Source organism: Streptomyces sp. ALI-76-A, assembly GCF_030287445.1.
Taxonomy (GTDB): domain Bacteria; phylum Actinomycetota; class Actinomycetes; order Streptomycetales; family Streptomycetaceae; genus Streptomyces.
The window spans coordinates 302,210-322,297 of record NZ_JASVWB010000004.1; the positions used below are offsets into that span (position 1 = coordinate 302,210).

The 20,088-nt window shown below is 72.5% G+C and carries 16 protein-coding genes; 7 read left to right on the forward strand and 9 right to left on the reverse strand.

Annotation, left to right across the window (positions count from 1 at the left end; genetic code table 11):
• Positions 1–33: 33 nt before the first annotated feature.
• The 4 genes from QQS16_RS37905 to QQS16_RS37920 all read right to left on the reverse strand — a co-directional run bounded on the left by QQS16_RS37905 (position 34) and on the right by QQS16_RS37920 (position 5,335).
• Positions 34–1,161, reverse strand: coding sequence for an acyl-CoA dehydrogenase family protein (locus tag QQS16_RS37905; RefSeq protein WP_286067100.1), 1,128 nt, complete (start codon positions 1,159–1,161; stop codon positions 34–36).
• Complete coding sequence (locus tag QQS16_RS37910; RefSeq protein ID WP_286067101.1) at positions 1,158–3,734, reverse strand: putative PEP-binding protein; 2,577 nt, start codon at positions 3,732–3,734, stop codon at positions 1,158–1,160. Before QQS16_RS37910 ends, QQS16_RS37905 begins: the two co-directional genes overlap by 4 nt.
• Complete coding sequence (locus QQS16_RS37915) at positions 3,731–4,363, reverse strand: hypothetical protein (RefSeq protein ID WP_286067102.1); 633 nt, start codon at positions 4,361–4,363, stop codon at positions 3,731–3,733. Before QQS16_RS37915 ends, QQS16_RS37910 begins: the two co-directional genes overlap by 4 nt.
• A 147-nt stretch (positions 4,364–4,510) precedes the next feature.
• A complete protein-coding gene (locus QQS16_RS37920) occupies positions 4,511–5,335 on the reverse strand; it encodes an enoyl-CoA hydratase/isomerase family protein (protein WP_286067104.1) in 825 nt (274 codons plus the stop codon).
• 333 nt (positions 5,336–5,668) lie between these two features.
• Here QQS16_RS37920 and QQS16_RS37925 point away from each other — a divergent pair, with 333 nt between their 5' ends.
• From QQS16_RS37925 to QQS16_RS37940, 4 genes are all read left to right on the forward strand, one after another.
• A complete protein-coding gene (locus QQS16_RS37925) occupies positions 5,669–6,889 on the forward strand; it encodes an acyl-CoA dehydrogenase family protein (protein ID WP_286068111.1) in 1,221 nt (406 codons plus the stop codon).
• A gap of 201 nt (positions 6,890–7,090) precedes the next feature.
• Complete coding sequence (gene icmF, locus QQS16_RS37930; protein ID WP_286067106.1) at positions 7,091–10,333, forward strand: fused isobutyryl-CoA mutase/GTPase IcmF; 3,243 nt, start codon at positions 7,091–7,093, stop codon at positions 10,331–10,333.
• Positions 10,334–10,386: 53 nt separating this feature from the next.
• Complete coding sequence (locus tag QQS16_RS37935; RefSeq protein ID WP_286067108.1) at positions 10,387–11,256, forward strand: 3-hydroxybutyryl-CoA dehydrogenase; 870 nt, start codon at positions 10,387–10,389, stop codon at positions 11,254–11,256.
• A gap of 99 nt (positions 11,257–11,355) precedes the next feature.
• On the forward strand, positions 11,356–11,613 hold the full coding sequence (locus QQS16_RS37940; RefSeq protein ID WP_286067109.1) for a hypothetical protein: 258 nt from the start codon (positions 11,356–11,358) through the stop codon (positions 11,611–11,613).
• Positions 11,614–11,920: 307 nt separating this feature from the next.
• Here the strand turns inward: QQS16_RS37940 and QQS16_RS37945 are convergent, their stop codons facing one another.
• The 3 genes from QQS16_RS37945 to QQS16_RS37955 all read right to left on the reverse strand — a co-directional run bounded on the left by QQS16_RS37945 (position 11,921) and on the right by QQS16_RS37955 (position 14,295).
• Positions 11,921–12,370, reverse strand: coding sequence for a hypothetical protein (locus tag QQS16_RS37945; protein ID WP_286067111.1), 450 nt, complete (start codon positions 12,368–12,370; stop codon positions 11,921–11,923).
• A gap of 414 nt (positions 12,371–12,784) precedes the next feature.
• On the reverse strand, positions 12,785–13,516 hold the full coding sequence (locus QQS16_RS37950) for an FAD binding domain-containing protein (protein WP_286067112.1): 732 nt from the start codon (positions 13,514–13,516) through the stop codon (positions 12,785–12,787).
• A 263-nt stretch (positions 13,517–13,779) separates the two neighbouring features.
• The gene (locus QQS16_RS37955) at positions 13,780–14,295 is read right to left on the reverse strand and encodes a GNAT family N-acetyltransferase (RefSeq protein WP_286067113.1); all 516 of its coding nucleotides are present in this window, start codon (positions 14,293–14,295) and stop codon (positions 13,780–13,782) included.
• Between the two features lie 287 nt (positions 14,296–14,582).
• Here QQS16_RS37955 and QQS16_RS37960 point away from each other — a divergent pair, with 287 nt between their 5' ends.
• On the forward strand, positions 14,583–15,350 hold the full coding sequence (locus QQS16_RS37960; protein ID WP_286067114.1) for a YqjF family protein: 768 nt from the start codon (positions 14,583–14,585) through the stop codon (positions 15,348–15,350).
• Positions 15,351–15,759: 409 nt separating this feature from the next.
• Here QQS16_RS37960 and QQS16_RS37965 read toward each other — a convergent pair whose 3' ends face one another.
• Positions 15,760–16,950 carry a glycosyltransferase family 87 protein gene (locus tag QQS16_RS37965; protein WP_286067115.1) on the reverse strand — a complete coding sequence of 397 codons (1,191 nt, stop codon included), beginning with the start codon at positions 16,948–16,950 and terminating at the stop codon, positions 15,760–15,762.
• 153 nt (positions 16,951–17,103) lie between these two features.
• Between QQS16_RS37965 and QQS16_RS37970 the strand changes: the two genes are divergently transcribed.
• Positions 17,104–17,760, forward strand: a complete 657-nt coding sequence (locus QQS16_RS37970; RefSeq protein ID WP_286067116.1) for a maleylpyruvate isomerase N-terminal domain-containing protein — start codon at positions 17,104–17,106, stop codon at positions 17,758–17,760.
• A 288-nt stretch (positions 17,761–18,048) separates the two neighbouring features.
• Here QQS16_RS37970 and QQS16_RS37975 read toward each other — a convergent pair whose 3' ends face one another.
• A complete protein-coding gene (locus QQS16_RS37975; protein ID WP_286067117.1) occupies positions 18,049–18,738 on the reverse strand; it encodes a hypothetical protein in 690 nt (229 codons plus the stop codon).
• Between the two features lie 264 nt (positions 18,739–19,002).
• Here QQS16_RS37975 and QQS16_RS37980 point away from each other — a divergent pair, with 264 nt between their 5' ends.
• Positions 19,003–19,782, forward strand: a complete 780-nt coding sequence (locus QQS16_RS37980) for an SDR family NAD(P)-dependent oxidoreductase (protein ID WP_286067119.1) — start codon at positions 19,003–19,005, stop codon at positions 19,780–19,782.
• Positions 19,783–20,088 lie beyond the last annotated feature (306 nt).

Consider the following 20,088-nt stretch of genomic DNA (forward strand, 5'->3'; position numbering starts at 1 on the left):
TGTCCTGTCCTTTCGCCGGCCGTGGCCCACGGGCTACCAGCCCAGCAGTCCGGCGAGCCGTTCCCGGTGGTGGTCCGCGCCGCCCAGCAGCACGGCGTCGGACTGCGCGCGCCGGAAGTAGAGGTGCGCGTCGTGTTCCCAGGTGAAGCCCATGCCGCCGTGCAACTGGACGCACTCGGCCGCGACGAACGTGAACGCCTCGCCGCACCAGGACTGAGCCACGGCGGCGGCCTCGGCGAGCGCTTCGGGGGACCCGGCGGCACGCACCGCGCGCAGCACGGCGGACCGCGCCGACTCCACCTGGAGCAGCATGTCCGCGCAGGTGTGCTTGACCGCCTGGAAACTGCCGAGCGCCCTGCCGAACTGCGTACGGTCCCGCACATGCGCCACCGTCATGTCCAACGCCGCCTGCGCACCGCCCAGTTGTTCCGCCGCCAGCGCCACCAGGGCGGTGTCGAGGGCGCGGGTGACGACCTCGGTCCCCTCGCCGCCGGCGGTCAGCGGGCGAGCCCGGGCCCCGGTGAACGTGAGCACCGCCTGCCCCCGGCTCAGGTCCAGCGTGGGCACCCGGCGGACGGTCACACCCGGCCCGCGCGGGTCGACCAGGAACAGGTCCACGCCGTCGGGCTCGGCGGCGGCGACCACCAGAGCCTCGGCGTCGGCGCCGTCCAGCACGAACGGCGCGGTGCCGTCGAGCACCGCCACGCCGCCTCGCCAGGTCACCCCCACCGGCACGGCGTCCGGCCGCCACACGCCGTCGGGCGCGGTCACCGCCAGTGCGTGGATCCGGCCTTCAGCAAGTTCGGCCAGCGACTCGGCGGCGGTACCGCACCCGGCCAGCACCTGCCCGGCCAGCACGGTGGAGGACAGCAGCGGCACCGGCGTCAGCGTCCGGCCGAGTTCCTCGCAGACCACGGCGATCTCGGCGAGGCCGCCGACGCCGCCCACGTCCTCCGGCAGGCCGAGGGCGGCGAGGCCCACCTGCCGGCCGAGGGTGTCCCACAGACCGGCGTCGACGCCGGGGCAGGACTCGTCGAGCCCGCGCACCGCCGCGATGCCGCCCGCGTCCGCGCACACCGAACGCACGGTCTCCCGCAGGTCCTCCAGCTCGGCCGCGGAGGCCTCGCTCACGTGGCCCGCGGAGTCGGTCACCGTGGTCATGTCGCCGTCCTGTTCCGGTCGTTCACGCTCGTCCGCAGCACGCTGTGCGCGGCCGCCATCCGGGCGACCGGCACACGGTGCGCGGAGCAGGAGACGTAGTCCAGTCCCAGGTCGTCGCAGAACGCGATCGACTCGGGATCCCCGCCGTGCTCACCGCACACGCCGAGCTTGATGTCCGGCCGTACGCTCCGGCCCCGTTCCACGGCCAGTGCGATCAGCGCGCCCACGCCGTGCGGGTCGAGCCGGGCGAACGGGCTGGCGGTCAGGAACCCGCGCTCCTGGTAGGAGGCGAGCACCTGGCGCTCCACGTCGTCCCGGGAGAACCCGTAGGTGAGCTGGGTGAGGTCATTGGTGCCGAAGGAGAAGAACTCGGCGTGCTCGGCCAGTTCGGCGGCCATCAGCGCGGCCCGCGGCGTCTCGATCATCGTGCCCAGCCGGTACGGGACCTCCACGCCGGTGCGGGCGGCCACCGTCCTGGCGGCATCGCGCACGAACCCGGCCGCCGCCTCCAGCTCCTCCGGCAGGCTGACCAGCGGGATCATCACCTCCAGCCGGGGCCGGACACCGGTCGCGGCGACATCGGCCCAGGCGGAGAACAGCGCCTCGGCCTGCGCCGGGTACAGCCGCTCGTGCAGCAGCGCCAGACGCACGCCCCGCAGTCCGAGCATGGGGTTGGCCTCCCGCAGGGACGCCGCCCGCTGCTCGGCCGCCTCGTCACCGGCCGCGCCGGGAGCGGGCAGGAACTCGTGCAGCGGCGCGTCCAGCAGGCGCACGGTGACCGGACGGTCGCCGACCGCGGTCAGCAGCGCCTCGAAGTCCTCGTGCTGGGCGTGCTCCAGGGCGACCAGTGCCTCGTCGCGGGCCGCCGGGTCGGCGGCCAGGATGACGCTGCGGATCAGCGGCAGCCGCTCGCCGAGGAACTGGTGTTCCGTACGGCACAGGCCCACCCCCTCCGCGCCGAGGGCGACGGCGGTGCTCACCTCGGCCGCGTTGTCCGCGTTGACCCGTACCCCGAGCCGCCGTGTGCTGTCCGCCCAGCCCAGCAGGGTGGACAGCGCGGGCGGTGGTCCGGCGACCGTGATTCGCAGCGTCCCGGCGTAGACGGCGCCGGTCCGGCCGTCGAGCGACACCGGCTCGCCCTCGCGCAGCACCCGGCCCCCGATGCGTACCGTGCCGGCCGCCCGGTCCGCCCGCAGTCCCTCGGCGCCGCACACCGCCGGCGTGCCGGCGCCGCGCGCCACGACCGCCGCGTGCGAGGCGATGCCGCCGCTGCCGGTCAGTACCGCGGCGGCGGCCAGCATCCCGGGGACGTCGGCCGGTGTGGTCTCGTGCATCACCAGGACGGCGGGCGTGCCCTCGGCGGCGAACTCCAGAGCGCGTTCGCTGGACAGCGCGACCACGCCGGCGGCGGCTCCGGGGGACGCGGGCAGCCCGCGCACCAGAAGCTCCTCGTCGCCGGTCAGCTTCAGCTGCGGGTGCAGCAGCTCCTGCACCTGTGCGGGAGAGATCCGGCGTACCGCCTCCGTCTTCTCCAGCGCCCCGTCCCGGGCGAGGTCGGCCGCCAGACACACCGAGGCGCGCAGTGGCGGGCGGCTCTGCACCGAGGCCGCGAGCAGCGAGATCTCGCCGTCGCGCACCTCGAAGTCGACGGAGACCGGTGCGTGCAGATGGCGTTCGAGGGTGAGCAGCGCGTGTTCCAGCAGCGCGGTGCCCCCGTCCGCCTTGTGCAGCGGTTCCCCGGTGTGCGGGGGCGGGGCGCTGCGGCGTACACCCCGGAAGTAGGAGCCCTCCGCGGAGAACACACCGGTCTCGGGGTGGCGGCTGACCGCTGTGCCGTAGCCGGAGCGGTTCGCGGGGCCGATGCGCAGGGCCTGTACGTGCAGCGCGATCGCCAGGTCGGCGGGGAGCTTCTGGGCCCGGCGCGACCGCTTGGCGCGCGGCGCGTCCCAGCGGGCGAGGACCGCCCGGGCGGCCAGGGCCAGCTGCTCGGCCGGGTCGTCGGGATAGGGCCGCTCGGCGTGCCGGGCGACCAGGGACAGCAGTGCCTCGACCCGGGCCCGGGGCTCCGGAGCGTCGAGGAGCGCGTCGTCGAGCACGGCCGCCGGTACGTCGAGGGCGTACTCCGCGATCATCCGGACCGTGCTCGCCCACACCTCGTACAGGGCCTCCGCGCGGCCGATGACGGCGCACAGGGCGTCGGCGGTGTCCGGGGTGACTCCGAGACAGGCGAGATCCGGTGGCAGTCCGGCGACCTCGCCCGGCGCGCTCGCGGACAGCCGCAGCAGCAGCGGCCGGGCCGGGTCGCCGATGCGGCGCCCCGCCAGTTGCTCGACCAGTCCGACGGCCACCCGGGCGGTGCCTGTCTCGCCCAGCGCCCGCGCGGAGCCGACGGGCACGGTCAGCCCGGGGACCACCGGCAGTCCGAGGGCCACCAGCCGGTCCATCGCCATGCCGTGCGCGCCCAGCTCGTCGGCCGCCAGCCCCCGGGTGCGCCCCTGGCCGTACGGCACCAGGGCGAGTCCGGGGGGCTGTGCGTGCGGGACGGTGTCCGCCGGGCGGTCCGTGATGCTCAACCTCGGCTCCTTCGCACCAGCGCCTCCTCGAGGGCCTCGTCCTCGGCCCGGCTGATCCCCAGGACCAGCAGCAGTTCCTGGTGCAACCGCATCCACACGGTGTGGCACGAGTCGCACAGCGGGGAGGCGAGCCACGGGGCGCCGCCGTCGTCGAACTTGTCGAGGGCCTCCTCCAGGCCGGTGAGATACCGGCCGCTGCCCGCGAGCAGCCGCTCCAGCCGGCGCAGGACGGGCTGGATGGCCTCGTGCACGTCCTCCAGCATCTCGCGCACCTCGGCGTCGTAGGCGCTGTCACTGTGGTCGTTGACGCTGCCGTCGGGGCGGCACTGCCAGGCGGTGCAGACCTCGCGCACCTTCCTGTTGACCGGCAGGAACGCCTCGTAGACGGCGTTGATCCGGTCCTGGAGCTCCGACCCCGCCGGAATCCGCAGCATCTGGGCCGCGGCCTTCTTGGCGTACTCGGTGGGCAGCACCAGCGGGCCCTTCACCAGGGCGAGCCCGGCGTCGACCAGTGCGCGGTACCGGGACTCCGGCACACCACGCCACATGCCCCGCAGGACAAGGTCGATGACGGCGTCGGTGAGGGATTTGTCGAGTGTGTCTGTCCGCTCCGCGGCAGCAGAATGCATCTCCACACCTTCTCTGTGGGGGCGCGGGCTGAGGCCGCGCGGCGACGGGGGCCGGCTCGCGGGAATCGCGATGCGTGGGGTCGCAGGGGACTGCGATCTGTGTTGCCCGGAGGTTACGCCCGAGGGGGCCTGTTAGTGAAGAGGTACTCAAGAAACACTTTGCGGCTCTTCCTGTGCCGGCGCCATGGAAGGCGCTGTGCCGCGAGACCGGGCGGCGAGGAACGAGTCCATCGCGGCCTGGGCCTCCGCGCCGCCCGCGAGCGCGGCGATCGAGCACGCCTCCTCGGCGAGCTGCCTCTCCAGCGGCGCCTCGACGCCCGCCCGCAGCAACTCCTTGGCGGCCCGCAGAGCGGCACCGGAGCCGGCCGCCAGGGAGGCCGCGGTCCGGTACGCCGTCTCCTCCAGGTCGTCGTCCTCCACCACCCGGGACACCAGTCCCCACCGCTCGGCCTCCTCGCCGGTCAGGACCCGGTTGGTGAGGATCAGGTCCGCCGCCCGCCGAGGGCCCAGCAGACGCTGCAGGATCCAGGAGGCGCCGCAGTCCGGCGTGAGCCCGATCGCCGTGTACGCCAGCCGGAAGCGCGCCGACCGGGCCGCCACCACGAGGTCGGCCGCCAGGGCCAGCCCGATCCCGCCGCCCGCCGCGGCGCCGCGCACGGCGCTCACCACCGGCACCGGCAGCTCGTGCAGGGCCTGGACGGCGGCGTGCCCCGCGGTGGCGACCGCCTGCACGTAGGGGGCGGTGTCCGCGCCCCGGCCGGCGAAGGCGCGCAGGTCACCGCCCACGCAGAAGGCGCCGCCCGTGGACCGCACCAGGACGGCGCCGCCCGGGTCCGCGGTGATCAGGGCGGCGGCGTCGCGCAGGGCCTCGGCGGTCGGGAGGTCCAGGGCGTTTCCGCGTCGGGGGTCGTCCAGCAGCAGCTCGACGATTCCGTCGGGATGGCGGACGATCCGGACCGGCTGGGTGCTCATCGGAGGTCTTCTTCCGTCGTCGGGGACGCTGGGAGGGGGTGGCCCGCGAGGGGCGGCGCATGGGGACCGCGCGCCGGGAAGGGTCCGTCGCGGTGGGCTCGTCGCGGTGGGCTCGTCGCGGTGAGCGCGTCGAGAAAGGGAGCTCGTCGAGAAAGGGAGCTCACATACTGGACCCGTCATACAGTTTCGGCAACGGTCGGTCCTGCGTACTGCCGGTCAGCCTCGTGCGGGGCCCCCGTTTGCTCGCTGCGGGAGGTTAGATACTTAACTCGATGTACAGTTTCAACGATGCGACGGGCACTGGCGCCCGTACGCCCGTCGGCGGGAGGAACCGTGCCGATCCAGTTCGATGTCGATCCGTCAGTAGCCCGGCTTGCCGAGGCCACCACCGCGTTCGTCCGCGAGGTGGTGATCCCGGCCGAGCGGCAGTGCGGCGGATCCGTCCACGACGCCCCGCGGGATCTGCGGGAGGCCCTGCAGAAGGGGGCGCGTGCGGCGGGTGTGTTCGCGCCGCACGTCCCCGAGCGCTGGGGTGGGCACGGGCTGGACCTGCGGGGGCAGGCCGTCGTGTTCGAGGCGGCCGGGTACTCCGTGCTCGGCCCGCTGGCGCTGAACTGCGCGGCCCCGGACGAGGGCAACATGCACCTGCTGGAGAAGGTGGCCTCCGACGAGCAGCGGGAGCGCTATCTGCGTCCGCTGGCGGCCGGTGAGAGCCGCTCCTGCTTCGCGATGACCGAACCGGCGCCGGGGGCCGGCGCCGACCCCCGCGCCCTGCGCACCACGGCGGTGCGGGTCCCCGGAGGCTGGCGCATCGACGGCCGCAAGTGGTTCATCACCGGGGCCGACGGCGCCGCCTTCACCATCGTGATGGCCCGCACCGACGGCGAACCCGGCAGCCCGGGCGGCGCCACCATGCTCCTGGTCGACGCCGGCCACCCGGGCATGAGCATCGTCAGGAACATCGACACGCTGGACGAGAGCCTCTTCGCCGGCCACAGCGAGCTCGTGTTCGAGAACTGCGTGGTGGGGGAGGAGCAGGTCCTCGGACAGGTCCACCAGGGCTTCGTGAACGCCCAGGTCAGGCTCGGCCCCGCCCGGCTGACGCACTGCATGCGCTGGCTCGGGTCCGCGCGGCGCGCCCAGGACGTCGCCCTGGAGCGCGCCGGGACCCGCGAGGCCTTCGGGTCGCTGCTGGGGGACCTCGGCATGGTGCAGCAGATGCTGGCCGACTCCGAGATCGACATCGAGGCGAGCCGGGCGCTGATCTGGCGTACCGCCTGGGAGCTGGACCACGACACCGCGAGCGCCGCCCAGTTCTCCTCGGTGTCGAAGGTCTTCGTGGCGGAGGCGGTGGGCCGGGTCGTCGACCGGGCCGTGCAGATCTGCGGCGCACTCGGCATCTCGGCCGAGGACGCTCCGCTGGCCCGCCTGATCCGGGAGGTGCGGCCGTTCCGCATCTATGACGGACCCTCGGAGACCCACCGGTTCGCCATCGCCCGCCGGGCGGTGAAGTCGTACCGCCGGCCTCGCGAGGGCGGATCCGCCGGCTCCTGAGGGAGCGCCGGCCCTCCGCCCACACCTGACTTTCTTTTCATTGACTCCAGTCAGGTGATGAGGGAAGCTTCCACCGCCGTGCGGCGCGGGGACCCACCCCGCGGGCCGTACGGCCTTCCCGCCCCCGATTACCAGGACGACCTGGTTAATCGGCCCCCTGCCCGTCGCCCGTCACCACGGGCAGGCCGTCCGGAGTACACCGTGCCCGCTGGCTCCAGCACACCGCAGCTCCACCAGGCGCAGCATCCCGTGCGCCTCGTCACCGCCTCCAGCCTCTTCGACGGCCACGACGCCTCGATCAACATCATGCGCCGGATCCTCCAGGCACAGGGGGCCGAGGTCATCCACCTCGGCCACAACCGCTCGGTGGCCGAGATCGTCGACGCGGCCGTGGAGGAGGACGTCCAGGGCGTGGCCGTCAGCTCCTACCAGGGCGGTCATGTCGAGTACTTCGAATACCTCGCCGAACTGCTCCGCGCACGCGGCGCCGGCCATGTGAAGGTCTTCGGCGGCGGCGGAGGGGTGATCGTCCCCGAGGAGATCCAGCGGCTCGCCGACGCCGGAGTACGGATCTTCTCCCCGGAGGACGGGCAGCGTCTCGGCCTCACCGAAATGATCAACACCATCGTCCGGGAGTGCGACAGCGCCCCCTGGCAGGATGCCCCGGCCCCGCTCGCGGCGGTGCTCGCGGGCGAACGCCCCGCCCTCGCCCGGCTGATCAGCGCCCTGCAGTCCGCCACCGTGCCGGAGGAGGACGTACGGGCGCTGCGCCGCGCCGCCGCCCGCTCCGTACCCGTCCTCGGCATCACCGGCACCGGCGGCGCGGGCAAGTCCTCCCTCACCGACGAACTCGTCCGGCGGCTGCGCGTCGACCAGCAGGACAAGCTGCGGGTCGCCGTGCTCGCCGTCGACCCCACCCGGCGGCGCGGCGGCGGAGCCCTGCTCGGCGACCGGATCCGGATGAACAGCCTGGACGGCGACCGGGTCTTCTTCCGGTCCCTGGCCACCCGCGGCCACCACGAACTCCCCGAGGGCCTCACCGACTCCATCGCCGCCTGCAAGGCCGCCGGATACGACCTGGTCATCGTGGAGACGCCCGGCATCGGACAGGGCGACGCCGCCATCGTCCCGCACTCGGACGTCTCGCTGTACGTGATGACCCCCGAGTTCGGCGCCGCTTCCCAGCTCGAGAAGATCGACATGCTGGACTTCGCCGACGTGGTCGCGATCAACAAGTTCGAACGGCGCGGCGCGGCGGACGCCCTGCGCGACGTCGGCCGCCAACTGGTCCGCAACCGTGAGGCGTTCCACTCCCGGCCCGAGGAGATGCCGGTCTTCGGCACCAGCGCCGCCACCTTCAACGACGACGGCGTCACCGCCCTGTACCAGCACCTGCTCGGCCTGCTCACCGCCCACGGCCTCCCGGCCGGCCCCGGCACCCTCCCGGCGACGGCCGTGCGCCACTCCACCGGCGCCGCGCAGATCGTGCCCACCGCCCGGGTCCGCTACCTCGCCGAGATCGCCGAGACCGTCCGCGGCTACCACGCCGACACCGGTACCCAGTCCGAGGCCGCCCGGCGCGTGCAGCGGCTGGCCGCGGTGCGGGACGAGCTGCACACGGCCGGGGCGTCCACCGCCGACGTCGAGAAGCTGCTGGTGGACGCCGAGGACAGCCTGCACCCGGCCGCGCGCGGGCTGCTCGAGGACTGGCCGGAGACCGTGCTCGCGTACTCCGGCGAGGAACTGGTGACCGTCACCCGGGGCCGCGAACTGCGCACCGCCCTCGTCCGCGAGTCACTCTCCGGCAGCCTCATCCCCCGCGTCGCCCTGCCCCGTCACACCGACCACGGTGAACTCCTGCGCTTCCTGCGCGCGGAGAACCTGCCCGGCCGCTTCCCGTTCACCGCCGGTGTGTTCCCGTTCAAGCGCGAGGGCGAGGACCCGGCGCGGATGTTCGCGGGAGAAGGCGACCCCCAGCGCACCAACCGGCGCTTCCACTACCTCTCCCGGCACAGCGAGGCCAGCCGCCTGTCCACCGCCTTCGACTCCGTCACCCTCTACGGCCACGACCCGGCCCTGCGCCCCGACATCTACGGCAAGATCGGCACGTCGGGCGTGTCCGTGGCCACCCTCGACGACATGAAGGCGCTCTACGCGGGCTTCGACCTCACCGCCCCCACCACCTCGGTCTCCATGACCATCAACGGCCCGGCCCCCACCGTGCTGGCCTTCTTCCTCAACACGGCCGTCGACCAGCGGCTCGACGCCTTCACCGCCGAGCACGGCCGCGAACCGACCGCCGAGGAGGCGGACGGGATCCGCCGATACGTCCTCCAGAACACCCGGGGCACGGTCCAGGCCGACATCCTCAAGGAGGACCAGGGCCAGAACACCTGCCTGTTCTCCACCGAGTTCAGCCTGCGCATGATGGCCGACATCCAGGAGTGGTTCATCGAGCAGGGAGTGCGCAACTTCTACTCGGTGTCCATCTCCGGCTACCACATCGCCGAGGCCGGCGCGAACCCCATCAGCCAGCTCGCCTTCACCCTCGCCAACGGCTTCACCTACGTCGAGGCGTATCTGGCCCGCGGGATGTCCGTCGACGACTTCGCGCCCAACCTGTCCTTCTTCTTCTCCAACGGCATGGACCCCGAGTACACCGTCCTCGGCCGCGTCGCCCGCCGCATCTGGGCGGTGGCCCTGCGCGAGCGGTACGGGGCGGGGGAGCGCAGCCAGAGGCTGAAGTACCACGTCCAGACCTCCGGCCGCTCCCTGCACGCCCAGGAGATGGACTTCAACGACATCCGCACCACTCTCCAGGCACTCATCGCGATCTACGACAACTGCAACAGCCTGCACACCAACGCCTACGACGAGGCCGTCACCACCCCCACCGAGGACTCCGTCCGCCGGGCCCTGGCCATCCAGCTGATCATCAACCGGGAGTGGGGCCTGGCGATGAACGAGAACCCGTCGCAGGGTTCGTACGTCGTCGACGAACTCACCGACCTCGTCGAAGAGGCCGTGCTGACCGAGTTCGAGCGGATCAGCGAGCGGGGCGGCGTCCTCGGCGCCATGGAGACCGGCTACCAACGCGGCCGGATCCAGGACGAGTCGATGCTCTACGAGCAGCGCAAGCACGACGGCACCCTGCCGATCATCGGCGTCAACACCTTCCGCAAGCCCGGCGGCGACACCGAACACGGGACGGTGGAACTGGCCCGCGCCACCGAGGGGGAGAAGCAGTCCCAGCTCGCCCGGGTGGAGGACTTCCGCAACCGCCATCGCGCCGAGGCCGAGGCGGCCCTGGCCGAACTGAGGCGCGCCGCCACCAGTGGCGAGAACGCCTTCGCCGTTCTGATGGACGCCGCCCGCGTCTGCTCGCTCCAGCAGATCACCGAGGCGTTCTTCGAAGTCGGCGGCGAGTACCGCCGCAACGTCTGAGCACGCCTGAACGCAGGCGCGTCCACTCCTCTTTCCCACGCAAAGGGCCCCGCATGGAAACTGTCTCGCGTCTCGGTGTCGTCGGCTGCGGCCTCATGGGCTCCGGCATCGCCGAAATAGCCGCCCTCAGCGGGAGCGGTGTCGACGTCCTCGTCGCCGAGTCGTCCGCCGACGCCGCCGACGCCGGCCGCCGGCGCGTCGAGGCCTCCCTCGACCGCGCCCTGCGCCGGGGAAAGATCACCGAGGAGCAGCGGGACGGAGCACGGACCCGCCTCGCCTACACCGCCGACCTGAAGGACATGGCCGACCGTCAGTTCGTGATCGAGGCCGTCGCCGAGAACCGCGAGGTGAAGACCGGCGTCCTGAAGACCCTCGACCAGGTCGTCACCGACCCCGAAGCCATCCTCGCCACCAACACCTCGTCGATCCCCGTCGTCGACCTGGCGGTGGTGACCGGACGGCCCACCCACGTCCTGGGCCTCCACTTCTTCAACCCCGTACCGGTGCAGGCGCTGGTCGAGATCATTCCGGCCCTCACCACGAGTGCCGACACCCTCGTACGGGCCAGAGCCTTCGCCTCCGAGGTACTGGGCAAGGAGGTCGTCGAGGCGACCGACCGTTCCGGCTTCGTGGTCAACGCGCTCCTCGTGCCCTATCTGCTCGCCGCGGTGCGCATGGTGGAGACCGGCTCCGCGACACCCGAGGACATCGACCGCGGCATGGAACTGGGCTGCGCGCACCCCATGGGCCCGCTGCGCCTGCTCGACCTGATCGGCCTCGACACCGCGCAGGCGGTGGCGGAGTCGATGTACGAGGAGTTCAAGGAGCCGCTGTACGCACCGCCCGCGCTGCTGCGCCGTATGGTCGCCGCCGGCCGGCTCGGCCGCAAGAGCGGCCGCGGCTTCTACGACCACGCCGGCTGACAGCGAGCCGTGCGGCCGGTCCGGGCAGGGCCGGCCCGACTGGGGTGCCGCGCGGGCGCGGCAGTGGCCGGACCAGCCGATCCATGGAACGGTGTCCGGATGCCAGACAACGACTACGACCGGGTACGCCTCGGCATCGAGGCCATGACCGCGTACATCTCCGGAAACAACCTCATGACGAAGTACATGATGGAACGCCGCGACTCCGACGGGAATCTCGACCAGGTCGCGGACGGCGCCACGGCGCTGTGCGCACTGCTGCTGAACCAACTGGCCCACATGACCGGCAAGTCCGAACAGGAGATCCTCCAGGAGATCGCCCGCGGCCTGAACCGGACGGAGCAGAAGGAACAGTAGCGACCTCCGCGGAGAGCATCGGGCCCTGCGAACCGCTCCCCGCGGCGGGCCCTCCCCGCACGACTGACATACCGTCAACTCACCTGTGGCGCTCGGCATATGAGGAGAGGGCGCGGTTCGCGGACCGGGGCCGACACCGGCCGCCACGCCGTCGCCCGGCGGACAAGGCCCGGGCATCGTGCCTCCCTCGCAGGGCCGCAGTGAGAGTGAGCAGGAACCGGTCGTGCCGACGGCGAGCGTCGCCGTCGGCACGACCGGTCGAGGAACCCCACGGTGACGGGGCCGCATCGACGAAGTGCTTCCGGGCTCAGCCGGCGAACACCCTGCCCTCCCGCACGACGAACCGCGCCGGGTCGGAGCAGCCGATGGACGGTGTGACCAGCAGGCTCACGGAGACGGGTGCGGGCTCGCTGCCCGAGGTCGAGAACTGGCAGACGGCGCCCTTGCCCGTGAGGGGGTGCCAGAACCAGCCGTCCACGTCGCCCACGGTCACGCGGTCCGACTCCTTCCAGGCGCCGTCGGTCCGCGTGTAGACCTGTAGACGCACGGAGGCTGCGTACTCGTCGTCGGCCGAACGCAACGCGGTCAGGGTGATCTTGTAGTCGGAGCCGAGCACGGATGACGCGATCTGCCGTGTCTGCGGCGCGGCTGCGGGTGTGCCGGCACTGGAGGCCCCGGCGCCGGCGGCTCCGAGAGCGGCCGCCATCAGGGCGGTGAGGACCACGGCGGTGCCGCGGCGGGTGCGAGCCAAGCTCATGTGTTCCCCCGTTGGAACGAGTTGGAATGCGCGAAAGGTCGGGTTGCTCCCCGTTCACTGAGTAAGACACCTTGCGTGCCTCAGGGGTTGTAGGCGGCACCCCGCGCATTCCACCGAGAAACCGAAGGCGGACGCGGATGCGAACGGATGGCGCGGACTCGGGCTCGGGCTCGGGCTCGGGACGCAGACGTGGGACGCAGGACGACCCGGGACGGGTCGGGGAACATCGGGGAGGCGTCGACGGCGTCGAGCATCATGCCCCGGACGATGTGCTCCGGCTCGCCGCGTCGCCCCTTGCGCCGTGTCGCGTGGCCGTGCGGGGCGTCGCACACCGGCCCGCCGCAGCCGGCCGCGGGCCCACGGAGTGACAAGTCGCCCCGCTCGGCTCCCGCGCCGGCGGAATCCGGTCGTACGTCAGCGAGGGGGAAGGCCGGCCAGGAGCTCGGTGACGTGCTCGCGGACCACAGCCCGGCCGGGGGCGTCGAGTGCGCCGACGGCGGTGTCCTGGAGGGCGGTGAGTACGTCTTCGACACCGGCGTCGGTGTCGAAGGTGGTGCTGTCGTGGTGGACGTCGTATCCGTCGCGGACCGCGACCCGGAGGCGGCGGTGTCCGCTGTCGTCGCCCGCGTGCACGGCCACGGCGGTGACGAAGGGCGGCGGTCCGCCCGTTTCGCCGGGCTGCTTGCGGTAGCCGCTGGCGATCGGCTCGTGCCAGCGGAGGCCGAGCAGGAGGTGTCGCTTGGTCACGGCCTCGGTGAGGTCGGTCTCGCGGAGGCCGTCGGTCTCCAGTACGACGGCTCGGGCGTCGAGGACGAGTGCGGCGGGCAGGAGACAGCGCAGGGTGCTGCCGACGAGGTTGCCGCCGACTGTGGCGGTGCGGCGCACGGCTCCGGTGCCGACGGTGGCGGCCGCCCGCCGCAGTGCCTCCGGTACGCGGCCGTCCATCTGGTGGAGCAGCACGGCCGCACCCAGCGCCTCGCGCTCGATCACTCCCGCCTCCGGCAGGTGACGCAGCGACATGGCCAGGTCGGGGAAGCCGTCGCGCTGCCAGGTGGCCCACACGAGCGTCGCACCGCCTATCGGCACCGCGCCCTCGGCCAGGCACTCCTGTGCTTCGGTCACGGACACGGGCAGACGAAGCAGCACGAGAATCCACCAGCCCTTCCGGCGAGTCGGTGGCGGGGAGCGGTCACCACACCTCGGCCACTTGATCACTGACATGGCGCATTCTTTCCCTGCGAAGGGGGGCGCGTGCAGGGCTCATCGGATCTCGCCGCGCGCCCCTCGCGCGCGGGGGGCGCGCGGCCGGCCGTGCTGTCCGGGTGCCGCACGACTGGCTTCGTGCGGGTGTGCCCGGGATGCACGGGGGCAGTCGGCGGATCGCTGTTCCGCCCCCGTGCCGCCGAAGGCTACGGCTGGGTCGGTCCCTCGGCCGGGAACCGGTACCGGGCCATTCCCTCCTCCGTGCCGACCTGTCGGAATCCGGCCTTGTGCAGCACGCGTACCGAGGCGGGGTTCGTGGTCTCGACGGTGGCGAGCACCGTGTGGACCTCCGGTGCGGTCAGGGCGAACTCGGTCAGGGCCCGGGTGGCCTCGGCCGCGTACCCGTGTCCGCGGCGGGTGGCGACGATGCCGTACCCGATTTCGAGGGCGCCCTGGGTGGGCGGCCAGAACAGGCCGGCCGAGCCGATCACGCGGCCGCCATGGCGTTCGACGACGAGCCGGTGGCCGTAGGTGCCGAGCCACTCGGGGTGCTCGGCGAGGAGACCGGCGATGACCCGGTCGCCCTCGGCGGGGAAGTCCTCGGCCCAGTGGGCGAGCCGGGTGCCGTGCAGGACGGCGGTGACGTCGTCGCCGGACCACGGCCGCAGGACGAGGCGGTCGGTGCACAGGTCGACGTCGGTCGGTGAGAGGAAGGAAGACACGTGAGACTCCTGGTCGTCGGTACGACCCGGTCCGCGTGCTGACGGTGCGCGAACCGGACGAGGGCATGCTGAACACGACCGATGGCAGCCATATTCATCGACCTCCTCGCCCACCGCGATCACGCGTCCGTCGCGCCGTGCGACGCTACCGGCGCCCGCACGGCGGCGGCAACGGGATATCCCGGCCTCTGCGCCCTGATCCAGCCGTTCACGTCCGCGGCGAGGGGACGCCGTAACCCTGTGGCCCTCGGGGACACCGCCTGGCGGCGCCCTGTGATACTGGCGGGATGCCGCCGTCCTCACCTCCGCCGCCGCCCCTTCCGCCCGTCACGGCCGACGCGCCGGTCGGGATCCGGCGTCCGCTGCTCAGCCAGTCCTGGCTGGACGTCACGTTCCTGCACTGGGCCGCGGATCCGGCCGACGTGGCGGGCGTACTGCCGCCGGGGATCGTCCCCGACACCCTGGGCGGCGTCACCTACGTGGGCGTGGTGGCCTTCCGGGTGCACCGTTCCGGCTGGCTCGGACTGCCCCCGGTACCCCACCTCGGCAGCTTTCCCGAGACCAACGTCCGCCTCTACACGGTCGACGGGCACGGGCGGCGCGGTGTCGTCTTCCTCTCGCTGGACGCCTCCCGGCTCGTGCCGGTCGTGGTGGGGCGGATCGGTTTCGGCATGCCGTACGTGTGGTCACGCATGGGTGTCCGCACCCACGGACGCACCGTCACCTACGCCGGTGCACGGCGGTGGCCCGGCCCGCGCGGCACCCGCAGCCGCATCAGCGTGGAGGTGGGCGAACCCATACCGGAGCCCACCGAAGTGGAGCACTTCCTGACCGCCCGCTGGGGCCTGCACACCACACTCCTCGGCCGCCCGCTGTACGTGCCCAACACGCACCCGCGCTGGCCTCTGCACCGGGCCGACCTCATCGAGTGCGACGAGGACCTGGTGGTGGCGGCCGGACTGCCCAGACCGGTGGGCGAGCCGGTGAGCGTCCTGTACTCCCCGGGCGTCACGGCCCACTTCGCCCGCCCGGCGTCCGCGCCGAGCACGGTGTGACCCGACAGGCCCGCAAGATAACCGGGTCGGCTCCGGGGGCACCCTCGCACCGGCCCCCGACGGCGGGCCTGGGGCACCGCACGTCCGGCACGGCCGAGGTGTGTCGCGACGGCGAGCAGACTGCGATCGTCAGCCGCGGAGCGGCTGCGGAGGCGCTCGGAACAGGACGCACTCAGAGGCGGCGGCAGCGTCACCCGGTGCCCGGCACCCCGGCGGTCATGGTCCGACCCGACCCGAGGGCGATGCTCCGGTCCGGTCGGTCCGAAACGAGGGGATGCTCCGGTCCGGTCGGTCCGACCCGAGGGCGACAACGGTCAATGCCGACCCGACCCGACCCGTCCCGTCCCGACCCGACCCGACCCGACCCGACCCGACCCGAGTGTCATGCCCGGCCTGACGCACCCGACAGTCATGTTCCCGCCCGGAAGGCGACCGACGGCTCGGCAGGGCTCCTCGGCTGCCCGTCGCCGGCCGCGCGCAGACATCGCGCGCCGACCACCGCAGCGAGCAGGCAGAGCATCACCGCGTCTTTGAACGCCCGCCGTTCGGGCGCCTCCAGCAGAGGCCAGGCGAAGGCCGGGACCTGGGGGAGCAGGGCGATCCAGAGCCAGGGTGAGCGGGGAGCGCTGCCCGGCAGGCCCGCCGAGGCGAGCAGCGGCAGCAGCGGCACCAGGGCGTAGTGGAGGAACGCGGGCCGGGAGACGAGGAACGTGGCGAACATGATCATCGCGGCGGTCTCCACGAGCCGCAGACGCGGGTCGCCGCCGCCCTGCCAGCGCCGATGGGCGAGCAGGAGGCCCGCCCCGGCCAGGACGAGAGCCACTGAGGTGGCCATCCAGGGCGGTACGGAGAGCCGGGGCAGGACGGTGACCAGTGAGGCGTCGTAGGGACGGGCGAAGTCGTCCTGCCCGCGCAGCAGGAAGGGCAGGACGCGGGTGAAGAAGAGGTCGGGCCGGGGCATGGCGAGCGCCGCAGTGACGGAGGCCGCGAGCGGGACCAGGACGAGGACGGCGGCCCCCCGCCATGCCCGCGCGAGGAGGAAGAGCAGGAGCAGTGGGGCGAGCATGGGTTTCAGCGCGATGGCGAGCCCGGTCACCACACCCGCGGCGGTCCAGCGGTCGCGGACCGCGAGGAGCAGGGCGAGCGGCATCAGTGCCACCGAGGAGGCGGTCCAGTTGGCCAGGACGACCACGCTCCAGAACGGCATGAAGAAGGCGAGTCCGCCCGCGACGAGCACGGCCAGGCGGCTGTTCGCGGGCACACCGAAGATCCGCAGGGCGAGGAGCCAGCCGGTGAGGACCAGCGCGGCGGCGGTGCAGGGGGCGGCCACGCGCAGGAGGCGGTCGTCGAGCAGCGCCTCGGGCACGGCGGCGAGCACGCTGCTCGGCAGGTAGAGGAAGCGCGGGTCGGCGTAGGGGGATCCGCCGTCGAGGAAGGTGCGGGCGGCGGCCACCACGAAGGTGTTGTCCAGACCGGGACGGGGGACGGTGGTGGCCCGATGGACCATCACCGCCGACAGCGCGACGGCGGTCAGCCGGGCCGGGAGGGAGGCGCGGTGGTGCAGCCAGGAGGTGGCGGGGCTCGACTGGGCGGGGTCCACGCACCGCATCCTAAGCTGATGGTTCGTCAGATTCAGGGTGCGACGCGGGCGGACCGGGACCAGTGAGGCGCCTGTGCCGTGAGCCGGCCGCCCCCCGGCTTGTCCGCCGTCATGTGCTTGTCGGTCGTCGCGGCGCCGCACTACCTTGCCGAGGTGGATCTCTTCTCACGCTCGTGGACAGCGTTGCTCTCGGCGGTCGCCGAACTCCAGGACGAGGACTTCGCACAACCGTCCGGCTGTTCCGGCTGGCTGGTACGGGACCTGGTGTGTCACCTGATCATCGACGCACAGGACGTCCTGATCACCCTCGTGACCCCGGCCGACACGGAACCGACCCGCGACGCGGTCACCTACTGGGAGGTCGGTGGAACACCCCCGGCCGGCGATGACCCGCTCGACGCGCTGACCGTCCGGCTGGCCGCCGCGTACCAGGAACCAGGGCTGCTCAGGTTCCACCTCGACGACGTGGGCTCCGCCGCCGGACGCGCCGCCCGGCTCGCCGACCCCGGGCTCCGGGTCAGCACACGCGGACAGGTCCTCACGGCGGGCGACTACCTCTCCGCCTACGTCCTGGAGTGGACGCTGCACCACCTCGACCTGGTCGCGCACCTCCCGGACGTGACTGGACCGTCCACGGAAGGGCTGGCCCGGTCACGCGACATGCTGGAGCAGGTCGCCCGGGCCGCGTTCCCCGCGTCGTTCTCGGACAGGGACGCGTTGTCGATCGGTACCGGCCGGCGCGCCCCGACCGACGCGGAGCTGACGCAACTGGGTGAACTGGCCGTGAGGCTGCCGCTGTTCCTCGGCTGACCCGCACCGCTGTTCCTGGGATGACCCGCACGAGACCGGGCGACTGACCGGGAGCGCCACACGGGCCGGGGCCGAGGTGCTGAGTACGAGGCCGCCCATGGCTCACCCGACAGGTTCCACGGCGACCGAACAGCGCGACCAGAAGCAGCGAAGGCTGCTTCTGGTCGGCATCGCTTCTGGCCGCCGTCTCGCGCTTGCCGGCTGGCGCACGGAACGGCCCTGGTGCCGCGCTGTTCGCGTGTGTGCCTGGTCAGGGCACGGCGTCCGGCGTCTCGCGCCCCGGTGGTGTCAGGCGTCGGCCGGCGCGGACTGCTTGTCGGCCGACGACGGCGTGGTCTCCTTGGCCGCACCGGGCGTGGTGTAGAAGACCGAGGAGCCCTGCTTGGTGCGCTGTGCCTGGTTCCTGGCAACCAGTCCTTCGAGGGTGGTGCGCACGACGGTCGTCTTGACGCCGCGTTCGGGGTGGGCCTCGCCGAGCGCGGTGGCGATCTCCGCCGCCGACCGCGGTTCGCTCTGCTCGCCGAGATGGTTGCGGACCAGGTCGACCAGCGTCGGCTGTGCCGTCTTCTCGGGTTCGGCCTTGGCCGCGGGCTGCTCGGCGGCCGTCTTCGCGGCCGTGCTCCGGCGGGACTTGGCGGCGGGCTTCGCGGTCTTGGTGGCCTTGGCGGTCTTGGCGGTCTTCTTGGCCGGCCGCTCCTGTGCTGCCGCGCCGGTCTTGGTGGCCGTCTTCTTCCGGGGAGCGGGCACCGCGACGGTGTCCGACGGGGCCGTGGGCTCGGCGCGAACCGGTGACGCCTCGATCGCCCGCTGGATGCTGACCAGCACCGTGTGGTCACGCTGGAGCACAGCCAACTGCTCCTGCAGAGCCGCGATCTCCCCGCCGATGCGCTCCTGTTCCTTGGTGTTGCGTTCGAGGTCGGCGGTCACTTGAGCGGTGTACTGCGATGTCAGTTCGTTGGAGAGGGCGTTCTCAGACATGGGTGCACAACCTTTCCTCGGCCCGAGGCCGCTGTTGAAGAACCCGTCGTACATGTGTGCCGTAATGGGTGACTCCGGCCGGGCGGCCGCGACACACATATACAGGGTCCTGTCATAGCGATACTACGGACAACCGGAAGCATGGTGTCCTCCTCACACATGTCCCGCGTACTGACTCGGTGCCTCAGCGCCCTCACGACGGACCTGCGGACCGTGTTCACCCCGGCCACTCCGGTCGGCGGACGCGCCGTCTAGGGTGCGGACATGACCTCGCAGAGCTACCTCTCCGAACTGTTCTCCCTGGACGGCCGGGTCGCCATGGTGACCGGCGGCAGTTCCGGCATCGGCCGAGCCATCGCGGGCGCCCTCGCGCGAGCCGGGGCGAGTGTGGTGGTCGTGGCGCGCAGGAAGGCCGAACTGGCCGCCACGGCCGATGAGCTGGCGGGGGAAGGCTGCCGGGCGGCCTGGGTGAGCGCCGATCTGAGCACCCGCGAGGGGGTACACGATGCGGCGGAGCGGGCGGCTGACGTGTTCGGTGAGCCCGACATCCTGGTGAACTGCGCAGGGGTCAACCTGCGGCCCCCCATGGACGAGTTGGGCGAGGACGTGTGGGACGCCACGATGGCGGTGAACCTTGAGGCGCCCTACCTGCTGGGCCGGCGGTTCGGCCCCGGCATGGCCGAGCGGGGTTTCGGGCGCATCATCCACATCACCTCCCAGCAGGCGCACCGGGCGTTCGTCCACAGCGGCGCCTACGGCGTCTCCAAGGGAGCACTGGAGTCACTGGCCCGCTCACAGGCCGAGGCGTGGTCACCCCACGGAGTCACCTGCAACACACTGGTGCCCGGATTCGTCATGACGCCGCTCAACGCCCGGTTGTCGTCGGACCCGGAGAAGGTGGCGGCGCTGGCCGCGCGCACGATGGTCGGACGCAACGGACTGGCCGAGGACTTCGCCGGCGCGGCGGTGTTCCTGGCCGGCCGCGCCTCCGGATACGTGACCGGGCAGAGCATCTTCGTGGACGGCGGGTTCTCCGTTCACTGAGCCGGACAGGTGTCATGTGGACCGAGTGGAACAAGTGTCCGTACGCGTGCGGAGTGGCTCGAACAGACCCGGCCGTCCCGTATGACCGCGGCTCACGTGCGTCACCCGTCGCACATGACCCTCGTCAAGCCGCCGCACATGACCCTCCACAGGACCAGCGGCAGGTTCGCTCGGGCGGTCCGTGGGATCGACGGCCGGCTCAGAGGCCGATGTCGGCGGGACGCTATCGGCGTGGTCCGCGTATCTCGCCCCGGCCGTCCCCCGGCTCTGTGGGGGAGTCATCCCCTGCCTGGCCGGGGGACGACC

Excerpts from the sequence above, each read along its gene's own strand:
- QQS16_RS37905 (WP_286067100.1), bottom strand. The coding sequence starts at position 1,161 with ATGACCACGGTGACCGACTCCGCGGGCCACGTGAGCGAGGCCTCCGCG.
- QQS16_RS37915 (WP_286067102.1), bottom strand. The coding sequence starts at position 4,363 with ATGCATTCTGCTGCCGCGGAGCGGACAGACACACTCGACAAATCCCTC.
- QQS16_RS37920 (WP_286067104.1), bottom strand. The coding sequence starts at position 5,335 with ATGAGCACCCAGCCGGTCCGGATCGTCCGCCATCCCGACGGAATCGTC.
- QQS16_RS37935 (WP_286067108.1), top strand. The coding sequence starts at position 10,387 with ATGGAAACTGTCTCGCGTCTCGGTGTCGTCGGCTGCGGCCTCATGGGC.
- QQS16_RS37940 (WP_286067109.1), top strand. The coding sequence starts at position 11,356 with ATGCCAGACAACGACTACGACCGGGTACGCCTCGGCATCGAGGCCATG.
- QQS16_RS37945 (WP_286067111.1), bottom strand. The coding sequence starts at position 12,370 with ATGAGCTTGGCTCGCACCCGCCGCGGCACCGCCGTGGTCCTCACCGCC.
- QQS16_RS37960 (WP_286067114.1), top strand. The coding sequence starts at position 14,583 with ATGCCGCCGTCCTCACCTCCGCCGCCGCCCCTTCCGCCCGTCACGGCC.
- QQS16_RS37975 (WP_286067117.1), bottom strand. The coding sequence starts at position 18,738 with ATGTCTGAGAACGCCCTCTCCAACGAACTGACATCGCAGTACACCGCT.
- QQS16_RS37980 (WP_286067119.1), top strand. The coding sequence starts at position 19,003 with ATGACCTCGCAGAGCTACCTCTCCGAACTGTTCTCCCTGGACGGCCGG.